11 protein-coding genes are annotated in these 15,102 nt (G+C 73.9%); 5 read left to right on the forward strand and 6 right to left on the reverse strand.

All coding sequences use genetic code 11. The features are described 5' to 3' along the window. The coding region (locus tag AOK09_RS25010; protein ID WP_055589499.1) for an MFS transporter at window positions 1-1,198 on the reverse strand (1,198 nt) is incomplete at its 3' end. 302 nt (window positions 1,199-1,500) lie between these two features. On the opposite strand from AOK09_RS25010, the gene AOK09_RS25015 reads away from it, so the two are divergent. Beyond that, the gene (locus AOK09_RS25015) at window positions 1,501-4,515 is read left to right on the forward strand and encodes an alpha-mannosidase (protein WP_055589500.1); all 3,015 of its coding nucleotides are present in this window, start codon (window positions 1,501-1,503) and stop codon (window positions 4,513-4,515) included. Between the two features lie 131 nt (window positions 4,516-4,646). After that, on the forward strand, window positions 4,647-6,182 hold the full coding sequence (locus AOK09_RS25020; RefSeq protein WP_055589501.1) for a PstS family phosphate ABC transporter substrate-binding protein: 1,536 nt from the start codon (window positions 4,647-4,649) through the stop codon (window positions 6,180-6,182). Between the two features lie 53 nt (window positions 6,183-6,235). Here the strand turns inward: AOK09_RS25020 and AOK09_RS25025 are convergent, their stop codons facing one another. Beyond that, entirely contained in the window at window positions 6,236-6,820 is a 585-nt protein-coding gene (locus AOK09_RS25025) for a helix-turn-helix domain-containing protein (protein ID WP_055589502.1), read from the reverse strand. Between the two features lie 83 nt (window positions 6,821-6,903). Here AOK09_RS25025 and AOK09_RS25030 point away from each other — a divergent pair, with 83 nt between their 5' ends. Continuing rightward, the gene (locus AOK09_RS25030; RefSeq protein WP_055589503.1) at window positions 6,904-7,599 is read left to right on the forward strand and encodes a B3/B4 domain-containing protein; all 696 of its coding nucleotides are present in this window, start codon (window positions 6,904-6,906) and stop codon (window positions 7,597-7,599) included. A gap of 42 nt (window positions 7,600-7,641) precedes the next feature. On the opposite strand, the gene AOK09_RS25035 is transcribed toward AOK09_RS25030, so the two are convergent. Beyond that, window positions 7,642-8,610 (reverse strand): AraC family transcriptional regulator, encoded by a 969-nt coding sequence (locus AOK09_RS25035; RefSeq protein ID WP_055589504.1) that lies wholly within the window; start codon window positions 8,608-8,610, stop codon window positions 7,642-7,644. Window positions 8,611-8,762: 152 nt separating this feature from the next. Here AOK09_RS25035 and AOK09_RS25040 point away from each other — a divergent pair, with 152 nt between their 5' ends. Both AOK09_RS25040 and AOK09_RS25045 read left to right on the forward strand, forming a co-directional pair. Continuing rightward, window positions 8,763-9,776, forward strand: coding sequence for a saccharopine dehydrogenase family protein (locus AOK09_RS25040; RefSeq protein ID WP_055589505.1), 1,014 nt, complete (start codon window positions 8,763-8,765; stop codon window positions 9,774-9,776). Window positions 9,777-10,476: 700 nt separating this feature from the next. Then, window positions 10,477-11,271, forward strand: coding sequence for an SDR family NAD(P)-dependent oxidoreductase (locus AOK09_RS25045; protein WP_055589506.1), 795 nt, complete (start codon window positions 10,477-10,479; stop codon window positions 11,269-11,271). A gap of 105 nt (window positions 11,272-11,376) precedes the next feature. Here the strand turns inward: AOK09_RS25045 and AOK09_RS25050 are convergent, their stop codons facing one another. The 3 genes from AOK09_RS25050 to AOK09_RS40390 all read right to left on the reverse strand — a co-directional run. Next, the gene (locus tag AOK09_RS25050; RefSeq protein ID WP_107101442.1) at window positions 11,377-13,053 is read right to left on the reverse strand and encodes a discoidin domain-containing protein; all 1,677 of its coding nucleotides are present in this window, start codon (window positions 13,051-13,053) and stop codon (window positions 11,377-11,379) included. A 386-nt stretch (window positions 13,054-13,439) separates the two neighbouring features. After that, on the reverse strand, window positions 13,440-14,687 hold the full coding sequence (locus AOK09_RS25055) for an MAB_1171c family putative transporter (RefSeq protein WP_055589508.1): 1,248 nt from the start codon (window positions 14,685-14,687) through the stop codon (window positions 13,440-13,442). Next, a partial coding sequence (locus AOK09_RS40390) for a ParH-like protein (protein WP_217698479.1) occupies window positions 14,680-15,102 on the reverse strand: 423 nt, incomplete at its 5' end. The genes AOK09_RS25055 and AOK09_RS40390, both read right to left, overlap by 8 nt.

Here is a 15,102-nt window from a genome sequence, read left to right on the forward strand (position 1 = left end):
GCGCGGGGGCGGTGGTGCGGGCGGGGGAGCCCGCGACGATCCTGCCGGAGCCGGGGGTGCGGCGTTCCAGGGCGGCGGAGAGGACCGCCAGTACCAGGGCCGCGGTGGCGAGCAGGGCTCCCACCCAGTTCGGCGCGGTCCAGCCGAGCCCGGCGCTGATCACCAGTCCGCCGAGCCAGGCCGAGAGGGCGTTGCCCAGGTTGAAGGCGCCGATGTTGACGGCCGAGGCCAGGGTGGGTGCCCCGGCGGCCTGGTCCAGGACGCGCTTCTGCAGCGGCGGTACGGTGGCGAAGCCCAGGGCGCCGATCAGGGCGACGGTGACGGCGGCCGCGGCCTTGCTGTGGGCGCTGAGGGTGAAGAGGGCGAGCACCAGGGCGAGTCCGCCGAGCGAGGTGTAGAGCATCGGCATCAGGGCGCGGTCGGCGAACCGGCCGCCGATCAGGTTGCCGGCGACCATGCCGAGCCCGAAGAGGACCAGCAGCCAGGTGACGGAGGCGTCGGAGAAGCCGGCGACCTCGGTCATCATGGGGGAGATGTAGGTGACGGCGGCGAACACCCCGCCGAAGCCGAGCACAGTCATGGCCATCGCCAGCACCACCTGGACGTTGCGGAACGCGGCCACCTCGTGGCGCAGCCGTACGGCGCCGGGCCCGGGCAGTTCGGGCACCAGCCGGGCGATGCCCAGCAGTCCGGCCACGCCGAGCACGGCGACGCCCGCGAACGTCAGCCGCCAGCCGAAGGCCTGGCCGACGAGGGTGCCCAGCGGGACGCCGACGACGTTGGCGACGGTCAGCCCGGTGAACATCAGGGCGATCGCGCCCGCCTTCTTCTGCGGGGCCACCAGACCGGCCGCGACCACGGAGCCGATGCCGAAGAAGGCGCCGTGGGCGAGTGAGGCCACGATGCGGCCGATGAGCATCACGCCGAAGGACGGCGCCGCCGCGCAGAGTGCGTTGCCGGCCGTGAAGAGCACCATCAGCAGCATCAGCATGCGCTTGCGGGGGATCCGGGTGCCCAGCACGGTCATCACCGGCGCACCGAGGACCACCCCGAGTGCATAGCCGGTGACCAGGAGGCCGGCGGTGGGGATGGAGGTGCCGAAGTCGGTGGCCACCTGGGGGAGCAGCCCCATGATCACGAATTCGGTGGTGCCGATTCCGAAGGCCCCGATGGCGAGGGCCAGGAGTGCCAGAGGCATGGAAGTCCGCCTTGCCGGAGAGGTTGTGCAGGTTGTGTCTGCAATGACAATAGTTGCATACGCGTGTCATTGCCAACGCGGCCTACGAGCGACGGACCGCCGCATCTGCTCCGCCCGGGACCCGGCGCCCCTCCGCCACGGGCGGCCGCCTGCGCTGAACGGGTCGGGCAGCCGGGTCTCCCGCGAGGTGCCGCGGACGTCGCAGCGGGCCGCGCGACGCTGTATGACTGTCATCAACGGGGCGGCAGCCGCCCCGGCAGCCCCTGGCCGCCGCACCGCGCACCCCGTGAGGAGCCGGCGTCATGCACGACAACCGCAGCACCACCGAGGCCCGGCTGAGGCGAGTCCTGGAGGAGCGCGTCCGCCCCGCCGTCCACCCGCGCTCCGTCCCCCTGGACGTGACCGTGTGGGACGCCCCCGGCGAGCCGGTGACGGTGGCCGAGGGCCTCGCGGCGGAGGGCAGACCCGTCGAGGCGGGCGCCGCCTGGGGCCCGCCCTGGGGAACCAGCTGGTTCACCGTCTCCGGCCGGGTACCCCTGGAGTGGGCCGGAAGCACCGTGGAGGCGCTGCTCGACCTCGGCTTCGACGACGGCATCCCCGGATTCCAGTGCGAGGGCCTGGTGTACCGGCCCGACGGCACCCCCGTGAAGGGGCTCCATCCCCGCAACCAGTGGGTGCGGATCGCCGCCCCGGCCGTGGGCGGCGAACCCGTCAGGCTGCACATCGAGGCGGCAGCCAACCCGGTGATCCTGGGCGGCGGCCGACCCTTCCGGCCCACCGGCCTGGGCGAACGCGGCACCGCCGGCCGCGAGCCGCAGTACCGCCTGGGCCGGATGGACCTCGCCGTCCTCGACACCACCGTGTGGGAGCTGCTCCAGGACCTGGAGGTGCTGAGCCAGTTGTCGGCGGAGCTGCCGCTGGACACCCCCCGCCGCTGGGAGATCCTGCGCGCCCTGGAGCGGTCGCTGGACACCCTCGACCTCGCGGACGTCGGCGGCACCGCCGAACGGGCCCGCGACGAGCTGCGCACGGTGCTCGCCGCCCCCGCGGACGCCTCCGCACACCGGATCACCGCGGTCGGCCACGCCCATATCGACTCCGCCTGGCTGTGGCCGCTGCGCGAGACGGTGCGCAAGGTCGCCCGCACCACCGCCGGGATGACCGCGTTGCTGGAGGACGACCCGGACTTCGTCTACGCCATGTCGCAGGCGCAGCAGTACGCCTGGATCAAGGAGCACCGCCCCGAGGTGTACGCACGGGTCCGGCAGGCCGTCGCCGAGGGCCGCTTCGTACCCGTGGGCGGCATGTGGGTGGAGTCGGACACCAACATGCCGGGATCCGAGGCGCTGGCCCGTCAGTTCGTCCACGGCAAGCGGTTCTTCCTCGAGGAGTTCGGCGTCGAGACCGAGGAGGTGTGGCTGCCCGACACCTTCGGCTACTCCGCGGCCCTGCCCCAGCTGGTCAGGCAGGCCGGGGCCCGGTGGTTCCTCACCCAGAAGATCTCCTGGAGCCGGACCAACGCCTTCCCCCACCACACCTTCCGCTGGGAGGGGCTCGACGGGACCCGCGTCTTCACCCACTTCCCGCCGATCGACACCTACAACGCCGAACTGTCGGGCCGGGAACTCGCCCACGCCGTCCGCAACTTCCGGGAGAAGGGCGCCGCCACCCGCTCCCTCGCCCCGACCGGATGGGGCGACGGCGGAGGCGGCACCACCCGGGAGATGCTGGCCCGCGCCAGGCGCCTGGCCGACCTGGAGGGATCCCCCAGGGTCCGGTTCGAGAAGCCGTCCGCGTTCTTCGCCGCGGCGGAGGCCGAGTACCCCGAGGCCCCCGTCTGGGTCGGCGAACTCTATCTGGAACTCCACCGGGGCACCCTCACCAGCCAGGCCAGGACCAAGCAGGGCAACCGCCGCAACGAGCACCTGCTGCGCGAGGCGGAACTCTGGTCGGCCACCGCCGCGGTCCGCAACGGCCTTCCCTACCCGTACGAGGAACTCGACCGCATCTGGAAGTCGCTGCTGCTCCTGCAGTTCCACGACATCCTGCCCGGCTCCTCCATCGCCTGGGTGCACCGCGAGGCAGAGGAGCGGCACGCCGCCCTCACCGTGGAACTGGCCGGGCTGATCGACCGGGCCCAGCATTCGCTGGCCGGGGAGGGCACCACCGAGCTGGTCTTCAACGCGGCCCCGCACACCCGCGGCGGTGTCCCGGCCGGCGGCGCCGCACCGGCCGCACCGCCCGACGGCCCCGCCACCTCGGTGCGGCCCCGGGACGAGGGCGGCTTCACCCTGGACAACGGGCTGCTGAGGGTGGCGGTCGACGAGCGGGGACTGGTGGTCTCCGTCCACGACCCGGCCGCCGACCGCGAGACCCTGGCCCCCGGCGGCGTCGCCAACCTGCTCCAGCTGCACCCGGACCACCCCGCCATGTGGGACGCCTGGGACGTCGACCACTACTACCGCAACACCGTCACCGACCTCACCGGCGCCCGCTCGGTGGAACCGGCCGACGGAGCGGTCCGGGTGGTGCGCGAGTTCGGCTCCTCCCGGGTGGAGCAGTGGATCGCGCTGCCCGCCGGGGAGCGCCGGGTGGAGTTCACCACCGAGGTGGACTGGCACGAGACCGAGAAGTTCCTCAAGGTCGCCTTCCCGCTGGACCTGCACACCGACCGGATCGCCGCCGAGACCCAGTTCGGGCACCTCCACCGCCCCACGCACACCAACACCAGCTGGGACGCGGCGAAGTTCGAGGCCTGCGCCCACCGCTTCGTTCACCTGGAGGAGCCCGGCTGGGGCGTCGCGCTGGTCAACGACTCCAGCTACGGCTACGACGTCACCCGCACCGTCCGCCCCGAGGACACCGGGACCACCACCACCGTGCGGCTCTCCCTGCTGCGGGCGCCGCGCTTCCCCGACCCGCAGGCCGACCAGGGCCGGCACCTCTTCCGCCACGCCCTGATCCCCGGAGCCGGCATCGAGGACGCGGTGCGCGAGGGCTACCGGCTCAATCTGCCGGAGCGCCGCTGCAGCGGCGGTGACCCCGTGGCGCCGCTCGTCGCCGTGGACGACGACGCCGTCGTGGTCACCGCGGTCAAGCTGGCCGACGACGGCAGCGGCGACGTGGTGGTGCGGCTCTACGAGTCCCGCGGCGGCCGGGCCCGTACGCTGCTGCGCCCGGACTTCCCCGTCGCCGCGGTCCACCGCTGCGACCTGCTGGAACGGCCGACCGGACCGGCGGCGGGCGGCCAGGACGGCATCGTGCTGACCCTGCGTCCCTTCGAGATCGTCACCCTGCGGCTGCCCCGGGTGCACTGACCGGCCGCATCGGCGAACGACGGGCCAACAGCTGACGCACGGACGGCGAAGACCGTCCCGCCGCGCCCGGCCGTCTCCTACCGTGACCGCACCAGCCGCCGGGACCGGGGGCGGCGCACCGGGAGCGGGACGTGGACTGGCTGAGTGCGGACAACATCGTGGCGGTGCTCACCGCGCTGCTCAGCGCCGTGGTCCCGCCGGCCGTCGCCGTGGTGTACCGGCGCCGGGTGCGGCGCGGCCGCCGCATCGGCTACCGCGTCCAGATGGACACCCCCATCGGCAGCGACCACCGGCACGGCCCCGGGCAGCCCAGCGTCCGGCTGGGCCTCTTCCACGACCTGCCCGACATGTCCGACGGCACCCTGGTGCTGCTGCGGGTGGAGAACGACGGCGGGGAGAGCATCTCCGAGAGCGACTACACCGGCCGCGACCCCCTGCACGGCCTCACCGTGGTGTTCACCGACCGCATCGTCCGGGGCGCGGCGCTCACCCAGCTGTCCGCCGAGCACCTCACCGAGTACTTCGCCGCACCCGGAGCCCTGCGCCACACCTCCGGCACCCTCCATCTGCCGAGGATGCCGCTCGACCAGGGACAGCACTTCAAACTGCTGGTCCTGCTCAGTGGCGGCCGGGTCGGCAGCCCGGTCCGGGTGTCCGGTGGCATCCGGGACGGGGCGGTGGTGCCCAACCGCAGCACCACCGTCGACGACAAGCCCCCGGTGCTCAGCAGACCGGCCCGGGGGATCACCGCACTGCTCACCGCCGGGGTCCTCACCCTGGCCGGCGTCATCGTCCTCTCCGGCCAGGCGCCCCCGATGGGCTGCGCCACGGGGCAGCTCACCCTGGTCGGCTCCACGGCCTTCTCCCCGGTGCTGCACGACCTCGCCGAGGAGTACGGCAGGGAGTGCCCCGGCGCCTCCGTCCAGGTCGACACGGAGGGCAGCTACGAGGGCGTCCGGGAGCTGGCGGGGGAGGACGGGCCCGCCGGCGGGGGCGGCTCCGCACTGATCGCCTTCTCGGACGGGCCCAAGCCCGGCGGCTATCCGGAGCTGGTGGAGAACAGGGTCGCCGTGGCGGCCTTCGCGATCGTGGTCAACGCCGGCGTCCCCGTACGTGATCTGACGCTCGCTCAGATACGCGGGATGTACCGCGGCGACATCCTCGACTGGTCCGCCGTCCACGGGCCGCGCCTCCCGGTCCGGCTGGTCAGCCGGCGGGCGGACTCGGGCACCCGGGAGCTGTTCCAGCGCCGGGTGCTGGACACCCGCCCCGAGCTCACCGTCACCTCCCGCGACTGCCGGACCTCGGACACCCGCGTCGTCAGGGGCATCCGCTGCGAACTCAGGGACACCGACGAGGTGCTGCGCACGGTGGCGCAGGTCTCCGGGGCCATCGGCTACGCCGAACTGCGCGCAGCCCAGGACACCAAGGGGGTGCGCATCATCGGCATCGGCGGCCGCGTCCCCACCCCCGACGACATCCGCGACCGCAGCTACCCCTTCGCCGACGTCGAGTACGCCTACACCAGGGGCCGTCCCGCCGAGGGCTCGCTGGCCGCCGGCTTCCTGGACTTCGCGGTCACCGGCGGCGGTCAGCGGGCGATCCGGGCCGGCGGGCACCTGCCCTGCTACTCGCCGGAGGGCTTCGCCCGCTGCGCCACCCCCTGACCGGACCGTACCCGCGGACCGTACGCAGGTCCCGCTCCCGTCCCGGGGGACCCTCAGCGGCCCGGGGGAACCAGCACCACCCCGGTGTACTCGACCGGCTCGCTGCCGCGGTTGGCGTACGCATGGGGGCGGTCACCGGCCATCCGCAGGGCGTGTCCGGACGGCAGCTCCGCCTCCTGGTCCGCGACCGTCACGGTGAGCCGGCCACGCAGCACATGCAGCAGCTCCACCGTGCCCGAGACATGCGCCTCGCTGCGGTGCTCCTCGCCAGGGGCGAGCCGCCAGTGCCACAGCTCCGCCCCGGTGGGGTGGGAGGCGCCCGTCAGCAGCAGACCCTCGCCGCCGTCGGGCCCGGACCAGAGCCTGGAGTGGGCCTCGGGCGGTGCGGGCTGCAGCAGCGGCGCGGTGCTCTGCTGCAGCAGTACGGTCAGCGGGACACCGAAGGCGTCGCAGAGCCGGACCAGGGTCGCCAGATTGGGGTTGGAGCGGCGGTTCTCCAGGGCGACCAGGACGCCCTTGCTCACCCGGGCGCGGGCGGAGAGGGCGTCCAGGGACCAGCCGCGCTCCCGGCGCAGCGCCCGCACCCGCTCCGCCACCGCGTCCACCACTGCTCTGTCGTCGGTGCCGCTCTCGTCCATCTGCGGTGCCTCGCCTGCTCGTCGGGGGTCTCGGTCGTTTGATGATACTGTCCGGATCACTCAAGCGACTACAGGAGGAAGCCATGAGCCGGGAACTCGCCGCGGTGACCGAGGGCGTGCAGGTGGACCCGGCGGTTCGCGAGCTGCGCCCGGACTTCGCCGTGCTGGTGATCGCCGCCGAAGGGCTGCCGGGCGGCCCCACCGACTCCTGGTCGCGGGGCCTGCTCAAGGACGCCGCCGCCACCGTCGCCGGCCCGGACGTCACCGCCGAACCGCACATCGCCGCCTGGCGGCAGGCCTACACGGCCTTCGGCGCCAAGCCCGGCCGCACCCGCAACAGCGTGGAGGCCCTGGCCAGGCGCGCCGCAGCCGGACTGCCCGAGGTCAATCTGTTGGTCGACGTCTACAACGCCGTCTCCGTAGCCCACCGCCTCCCGGTCGGCGGCGAGGACCTGGACTCCTACGCGGGCCTGCCCAGGCTGCTGCGGGCCACCGGTGCCGAGCGGTTCGACACCGTCGCCGACGGCGCACCCGCGGTCGAGCACCCGGAGCCGGGCGAGGTGGTGTGGTGCGACGACCGGGGTGTCACCTGCCGCCGCTGGAACCACCGCCAGTGCGTGCGTACCCGCATCACCGAGACCACCACCCGGGCGCTCTTCCTGCTGGAGCGGCTGGACCCCATGCCGCTGGAAGCCCTGCAGACGGCGGCCGACGACCTCCTCGCCCGGCTGCGCGAGCGGGCCCCCGGCCTGGACGCCGCAACCCGTCTGATCCACTGACCGGCCACCGCGACCGGCCCGGCTTCCGCCCGCCCGGCCCACTCAGCTCTGCCGCGCCGGGCGGGCGGCGGCCCGGTAGCGACCGGGCGCGGTGCCGAACTCCCGCTTGAACGCCTTGGCGAAGGCGTACTCCGAGGTGTACCCGCTGCGCTCGGCCACCGAGCGCAGCACCGCATCGGTCTCCCGCAGCAGCCGTGCCGCGAAGGTCATCCGCCACCAGGTCAGATAGGCCAGCGGCGGGGATCCGACCGTGCCGGTGAACCGCTGGGCGAAGGCCGAGCGGGACAGCCCCGCCTCGGCGGCCAGGGTCTGCACGGTCCACGGCCGGGCGGGCTCGCGGTGGACGGCCCGCAGTGCCGCGGCGACCGCGGGGTCGCGCAGCGCGGCGCCCCAGCCGGTGACGGAGTGCCCGGCCTGCTCCTCGTGCCAGGCCCGCAGGATGTACAGCAGCAGCACGTCGAGCAGCGCGGACAGGGCGCCGACCGCGCCGGGCAGCGGCTCGGCCGCCAGCTCCCGGCCGAGGAGTTCGATCGCGCCGCGCAGTGCGGGCTGCTGCCCCACCCGGGCCGGCAGGTGCACCACATCGGGCAGTTCGGCGAGCAGCGGATGCGCCCGGGACTGGTCCAGCCGGTAGGCGCCGCAGAGCAGGACCGTGGTCGCCCCCTGGCCCGCGCCGTCCACCCCGGCGGCCCAGGCGTCCGGGGCGCGGAGCGGTGCGCCGGGTTCACCCGGCCCGGCAGGCTGCCCGGCCGGGGAGTCCACCAGCGGCGTGGTGGGGTCGTCCGCGATGGCATGGCCGAGTTCGCGCGGCAGGAACGCCACATCGCCGACCCCCAGGCGGATCGGCTCGCCCGCCGTGGGGAGCAGCCAGCACGAACCCTGCAGCACCACATGGAAGCCCGCCCCCTGCAGCGGCGCGAAACGCAGACCCCAGGGAGCGTGCAGCCGGGTGCGGGAGGAGTGCGGGACACCGGTGCGCATCGCGGCGACGGCGTCGCTGAGAACGTCCATGGTCCCAGCGTATGCAGCGGGCCGGCCGCACCGGACGAACGGACATCCTTCGCGGACCACGGGGCATGGGACGTCCGGCTCACCCTTCCTACGGTGAGCGGTGAGCGGCTGACGCACCGTCGGCGGCTCGTTCACCGACAGGGAGAGATGGCATGAGGATCGCCGTGTACGGCGCCAGTGGGTTCACCGGCCGGCTGGCCGTCGCCGAGCTGCGGCGGCGGGGGATCGCGACGGCGCTGGTGGGCCGGGACCCGGACCGGCTGCAGGCGGTCGGCGGGGCCGGCGCAGCGGTGCGGGTGGCGGATCCGGCGGACCCGGCGGCGCTCACCGCCGCCTTCGCCGACTGCGACGCGGTGGTCAACTGCGCGGGTCCGTTCACCTTCTGGGGAGAACCGGTGGTGCGTGCGGCGATCGGCGCCGGCGCCCACTATGTCGACACCACGGGGGAGCAGCACTACCTCCGCCGTGTCTTCGACGGCTTCGGCGCCCAGGCCGAACGCGCCGGGGTGACCGTCGTTCCGGCCATGACCGACGACGGCGGACCCGGCGATCTGATCGCGGCACTGACGGCGGCCCGGGTCGCCCCGGTCGACCGCCTGCTGATCGCCGATCTCAGGGAGCCGGGATCCGGCGCTTCGCGAGGCACCGCGCGCTCCATGGCCGCGATCGGCGACGAGGAACCGCTGGAGTACCGCGACGGCGCGCTGCGCCCCGCGGACGGGCCCGCACCCCAGCCGATCGTCCCGCCCGGTGGGGCCGACGCGGTACCGCTGTCGGTCTTCGCCCTCCCAGGGGTCGTCACCGTGCCCCGCCATGTGACGGCGCGCCGGGTGCACGGAGCCATCAGGTCGGAGGTGGCGGCGCTCTTCGCCGCCCTCACCCCGGACGTCGTCGAGAGCGTCCCCGAGACCGTTCCCGAGGAGGTGCGCAGCGCCGGGCGCTGGCTGATGGCCGCCGAGGCCGTGGGGGCCGACGGCCGCAGTGCCCGGGGCTGGGTCACCGGGCACGACGCCTACGGCCTCACCGCGGTGATCGCCGTCGAGGGGGCGCTGCGGCTCGCCGCCGGGAAGGCCGCTCCCGGAGTGCTCAGCCCGGCGCAGGCCTTCGAGCCGGCGGGCTTCCTCGACGCCCTGGCTCCCAGCGGCGTCCGCTGGCAGGTGGACTGACCACCCCGAGGCCGCCGCCGGTCCGACCGCCCTATGCGGAGTTCCCGTACGAGGCGGCCGCCCGGGTGCCGGACGGCGAGAGGCGCGAGCTGATCCGGGCGGCGGTGCGGCTGCCCGAAGACACCCCGGTACGTCATGCCGCTGCCATCCCGGTGCGGATCTCCTCGCCAGACACGCGGCCGTTCGCACTGTGCTCCGCCGCCGGGCATCCGGACGACCTCCCCGGGGCGCTCCGGCAGACCGTCGGCGGCTGGGGTGACCGCGGTGTCGTCCCGGCCCGCACCGGTACGGGGGCCGTTCCCGGCGCCTGCGGCAGCCGCTCCCCGATCCGAGCCGCCGGGCGTCGGCCCCCGGCCCCGGCGGCGCGTGACCGGATCACCCCTCCGGGCTATCCGCACTTGTCCCCGGCCGGGGACCTCCGCAGGCTGAACCCGGGGCCGCCGGTCCACGACGGGCACGTCCGCTCTCCCGCCGTCCCGCTGCGGCGGCCCCGCGTCGCCGTGCCGCGGCCGGGACGGGCGTTCAGCGACACCGTACGCGCCGTCACCGTGACCGGCGGGGGCTCGCACGGGCCCCCGCCGGGACGTCCGAGCGGCCGCCGCCCCGGGACCACCGCCGTCCCCCGGCGCCGAGGACCCCTCGGCCGTCGCAGTACGAACCGGCCCCGGTCCGGGGCCGCAGCCACCGACAGGAGCGCAGGGTGCACGTCGAACTCGCCGGCAGAAGGGCAGTGGTGACCGGCTCCTCCCAGGGCATCGGGCTGGCCATCGCACGGGGTCTCGCGCAGGCCGGTGCCGCCGTCACCGTCACCGGCCGCACCCGGTCCCGGGTGGAGGAGGCCGCGGACGGACTGCGGGAACAGGTGCCGGGGGCCGACGTCACCGCCGTCGCCGCCGACCTGGCGACGGAGGAGGGCGCGGACACACTCTGCGAGGCGGTGCCGCAGACCGACATCCTGATCAACAACCTGGGGATCTTCCAGGCCCGCCCCGCCCTGGAGATCGAGGACGCCGAGTGGCGCGGGTACTTCGAGACCAATGTGCTGAGCGCGGTGCGGCTGAGCCGCCGCTACCTCCCCGGGATGATCGCCCGGGGCTGGGGCAGGGTGCAGAACATCGCCAGCGACTCCGCGGTGGCCACCCCGGTGGAGATGATCCACTACGGCATGTCCAAGACCTCCCTGCTGGCCGTCTCGCGGGGCTTCGCCAAGGCCGCGGCAGGGAGCGGGGTCACCGTCAACTCCGTACTCGCCGGGCCCACCCACACCGGGGGCGTGGAGGACTTCGTCCACCAGCTGGTGGGCTGGAGCCTGCCGTGGGAGGAGGCGCAGCGGGAGTTCATGCGGCTGCACCGGCCGCAGTCGCTGCTGCAGCGGCTCATCGAGCCGGAGGAGATCGCGCACATGGTCGTCTATCTCAGTTCCCCGCAGGCCTCGGCCACCACCGGAGCGGCGGTGCGGGTGGACGGCGGCTACATCGACGCCATCGTCCCCTGACGGGGCCGCCCGTCCGGGGTGCCTGACGGCATGTCACGGCGACCGTCCGTCGGACGGCCGCCGTGGTCGTGCGGTGCGGTGCGGTCGTGCGGTGTGCGGGTGCGGTCACCAGCCGACGGCGACCAGCAGGTACTGGGGGCTGCCGTGGGAGATGAACGAGGACTGGCCGGCGACGTCGTCGTACGGGAAGCCGTAGGCCAGCTTGTTGATGGCGTGGTCGTGCCAGAACTTGGCGTACCAGTTGGCCGGGTCGGCAGAGTAGTACGTCGTCGGGTCGGACCACTGCGACTGCGGCAGGGTGGCCACATGGCGGTTGAGCGCCGCGCACATGTCGGGGTTGCCCGCCAGGGTTCCGGCGCAGCCGAAGATGTCGGAGGTGGGGGCGCTGACCCCCACCGAAGCGGCGTAGGAGGTGAAGTAGCCGGCGTTCACACCGCCGGCGCGGAAGCTCGGGTCGCTGCCCGGGGCGATGATCCGGTACGGGGCCTGGGTCTGGGCCAGCACCTTGAAGGGGCCGGGCACGGAGTCGACGAACTTCTGGAAGGTCACCGAGCGGTCCTCGGCGAAGGTCTGCTGGTCCTCGCCGACCTGGACGTCGTATCCGTCACGGCTGTGCAGCCGCATCGCCAGCTTCAGCCCGAAGGCGTCGACCCGGGTGGTGTTGCCGTTGAAGACGTTGGCGCCCACGGTGAACTCGATGAAGTCGTAGTAGGAGCTGTTGGGCGACCCCAGGTAGAAGTACATCCGGCCGGCCGAGTTGACGGGCATGTCGAAGTAGGGCTGCTCGGCGATCGAGTGCACCTGGCCGTTGTAGCTCCAGTAGACCTGGCTGTCGGGGTACTTGCCGTTGGTCCGGTTGAGGATCTTCAGCATCAGGACGTTCTGGGCGGCCGGAATGGTGGAGGTGTCGCCCCAGAAGGAGCCGGGGTCGCCGGTCGGCGGCGGCGAGGTGGTGGAGCCGCCCACGGTGTGCACGGCGAACTCCCAGAGGGAGTAGCCGTAGGCGGTGGCGCGGGCGGTGCCGTAGAGGCGTACGTAGCGGCCGGTGCCGCTGACGTTCAGGGTCTGGGTGCCGCCGGTGCCGGTGGTGGTGGAGTAGACGGTGGTCCAGTTGGTTCCGGTGTCGGAGACCTGGATCTGGAACGCGGTCGCGTAGGCCGCCTCCCACTGCAGGACCACCTGGCAGATCTGCTGCGATCCGCCCAGGTCGACCTGGAGCCACTGGGGGTCGCTGAAGGCGCTGGACCAGCGGGTGCCGGTGTTGCCGTCGACGGCCGCCGAGGCCGGGCCGGCGGCGTTCTCGGTGGAGGACGCGGTGGCGGGGCGGTTCAGCGCGGCGTTGCCGGTACCGCAGGAGCCGCCGGCGGCCGGGGAGCCGTAGACCTGGAACTCCCAGAGGGAGTAGCCGTAGGCGGTGGCGCGGGCGGTGCCGTAGAGGCGCACATAGCGGCCGGTGCCGCTGACGTTCAGGGTCTGGGTGCCGCCGGTGCCGGTGGTGGTGGAGTAGACGGTGGTCCAGCCGGTTCCGGTATCGGAGACCTGGATCTGGAACGCGGTCGCATAGGCCGCCTCCCAGGTGAGCCCGATCCTGCTGAGGGTGGCTGTGGAGCCGAGGTCGACCTGGAGCCACTGGGGGTCGCTGAAGGCGCTCGACCAGCGGGTGCCGGTGTTGCCGTCGACGGCCGCCGAGGCCGGGCTGGCGGCGTTCTCCGTGGAGGACGCGGTGGCGGGCCTCCCCTGGGAGAGCAGGGAGTCGGCCGCCCGGGCCGGTGCCTGCGTCATGACGAGCACCAGGCCCGCTAGCAATGCGGTGACCAGCGCGAACACGGCGTACGGCCGGGGTCTGGCGGGTCCTGGTCGTCGGTGCGCCAGCGTGGGACTGCTGCCTGACATGGCGTCTCCTCAACCGGGTGGGATGGTGAGTCAGAGAGCGCTCTCTCGTTGAGGTGATGTCTACAATCCCGCTGACGCCCCGTCAAGGAGCTTGTCATGAGCAGGCTTGCGTGCTTGTTTGAGAGAGCGCGATCTCACCCTCGCCGGGGGCCCCATCGCCGCGCCGCGGCCGGGCCGCGAGACCGGCGCGGGACCGGGCGACCGCGGTGCCACGCCGCCGCACGGCCCCGGCACGCGGAACCGGTCACAGGGTGCCGGGGCGTGGCCAGAGGGGATCAGCCGGGCAGGGACCCCGCCGGGGCCGCCGCCTCCGGCTGCGGCGCCCGCATCGCCCGGGCGACCCGCAGCAGATGGTCGCGCTCCTCCTCGGGCTCCAGGGTGAGCCCGGGCAGCGGGATCTGGTCGTCGCGGTCCCGTCCGGGCTGCCCGGAGTCCAGGGCGCGCAGGGCCGAGATGAGCGCCGCGGCCACCACCAGGGCGTCGCGGTCGCGCGGGGCCAGCCCGGCGGCCTCCGCAGCCCGGGTCGCGCGGTCCACGCTCTCCCGGTCCACCCAGGGGCGCAGCGCCGCCTGCCCGTCGCGGATCTCCAGCACCCGCCGGACGGTCCGCCACTCCAGGTCGCGGACGGCCAGGGACTCGGTCCAGGCCGGGGGAGGGCTCTCCAGGGCCAGCCGTCCGTCCGCCCGGTACACCGCCTGCCACAAGGGGCGGAGCGTGCGGTACGCATGGCGCCGCCGCAGCCAGGCGGCGACGGCGGGCACCGCGAAGCCGGGCGTGACATGCAGGGCCCCGGCGGCAGCGAAGGCGGGACCGGCCGAGGTGGAGAGCCAGTCGAGCCCGCCGACGCCGGCCACGGTGGCGCCGATGGCGATGAGCTTGCACACCACATAGCCCAGGGTGAGGTGACAGCCGACGGCGATCATACGGACGCCGCGGCGCAGCCAGCCGGCGGGCAGCCGGGAGGCGTGCCGCCAGCAGACCCGGCCGATGTCCAGCAGCGCGTAGCCGAAGAGCAGCTGGTAGACGGCGAGGAAGGCCGCGATGGCAGGCCGCCCGGCGAAGGTGGTGTCGAAGACCAGGGGGGTCTCGGGAGTCAGCGGCCCGGCGGCGAGGAACAGTACGGCCATCGCCGGGAGTGCCACCGCGAACACCAGCAGGCGCCGCCGCAGCCGGTGCCGTACCCGCGGCGCGGCCTCCCACACCGTCCGCTCGCCGGAGCGCTCGTCCGGGGGTGTCCACAGCAGTGCCAGCACCATCGCGGAGGCGGAGAACCCGCTGATGAACACATAGACGCCGAGAGTGGCGAGGTTGGCGACGCCCGCCGCCCGGTCCAGCGCCCGGTACACCACGGGCGCCGCGATCCCGAACGCCGTGGCGGGCAGGGCGGTGGCCAGGGCCAGCACCAGCAGTCCGGTGGAGGCGTCCCGGCGCAGGGCGCGCAGCTTGAACACGACCACGACCCAGGCCAGCAGACAGATCGTCAGATAGACCACGTCATAGGGGCCCTCGGGGGTGTCAGACATGCTGCCCCCTGCGGTGCTCCAGCGCGGGCGACAGCTGGGCGGTCGATCCGGTGCCCGGAGTGAGCACCAGCCTGCGCATCAGCTCCATGCCCATCACCTCGGCCTCCTCCTCGGCCGTGTCGTCGTAGTGGGAGCGGCCCAGCACCAGCCGGACCATGTCGGCGTCGATGGTGGGCAGGTGCACGGTGGCGGCGTGGTGGTCGGGCGGGGGCGCGGCCACATGGCCGAGCAGCAGATGGGCCAGCTCATGGCAGCAGATCAGGGTCCGGTGCAGCTGCGAGGTCTCGGCCTCGTAGTGGATGTGGTCCTCGTCCGGGAGCGACTCCACGAAGCCCGAGGGCTCGCCGAACCTCATCCTCCGGGGTGTCAGCCGGATCGGCCGCCCGCGGTGCTGGGCGACGGCGGCGCACAGCTC

Origin of the sequence: Peterkaempfera griseoplana (assembly GCF_001418575.1) — a bacterium.
Lineage (GTDB): Bacteria > Actinomycetota > Actinomycetes > Streptomycetales > Streptomycetaceae > Peterkaempfera > Peterkaempfera griseoplana.

Excerpts from the sequence above, each read along its gene's own strand:
- AOK09_RS25015 (WP_055589500.1), top strand. The coding sequence starts at position 1,501 with ATGCACGACAACCGCAGCACCACCGAGGCCCGGCTGAGGCGAGTCCTG.
- AOK09_RS25025 (WP_055589502.1), bottom strand. The coding sequence starts at position 6,820 with ATGGACGAGAGCGGCACCGACGACAGAGCAGTGGTGGACGCGGTGGCG.
- AOK09_RS25035 (WP_055589504.1), bottom strand. The coding sequence starts at position 8,610 with ATGGACGTTCTCAGCGACGCCGTCGCCGCGATGCGCACCGGTGTCCCG.
- AOK09_RS25050 (WP_107101442.1), bottom strand. The coding sequence starts at position 13,053 with ATGACGCAGGCACCGGCCCGGGCGGCCGACTCCCTGCTCTCCCAGGGG.
- AOK09_RS25030 (WP_055589503.1), top strand. The coding sequence starts at position 6,904 with ATGAGCCGGGAACTCGCCGCGGTGACCGAGGGCGTGCAGGTGGACCCG.
- AOK09_RS25040 (WP_055589505.1), top strand. The coding sequence starts at position 8,763 with ATGAGGATCGCCGTGTACGGCGCCAGTGGGTTCACCGGCCGGCTGGCC.
- AOK09_RS25055 (WP_055589508.1), bottom strand. The coding sequence starts at position 14,687 with ATGTCTGACACCCCCGAGGGCCCCTATGACGTGGTCTATCTGACGATC.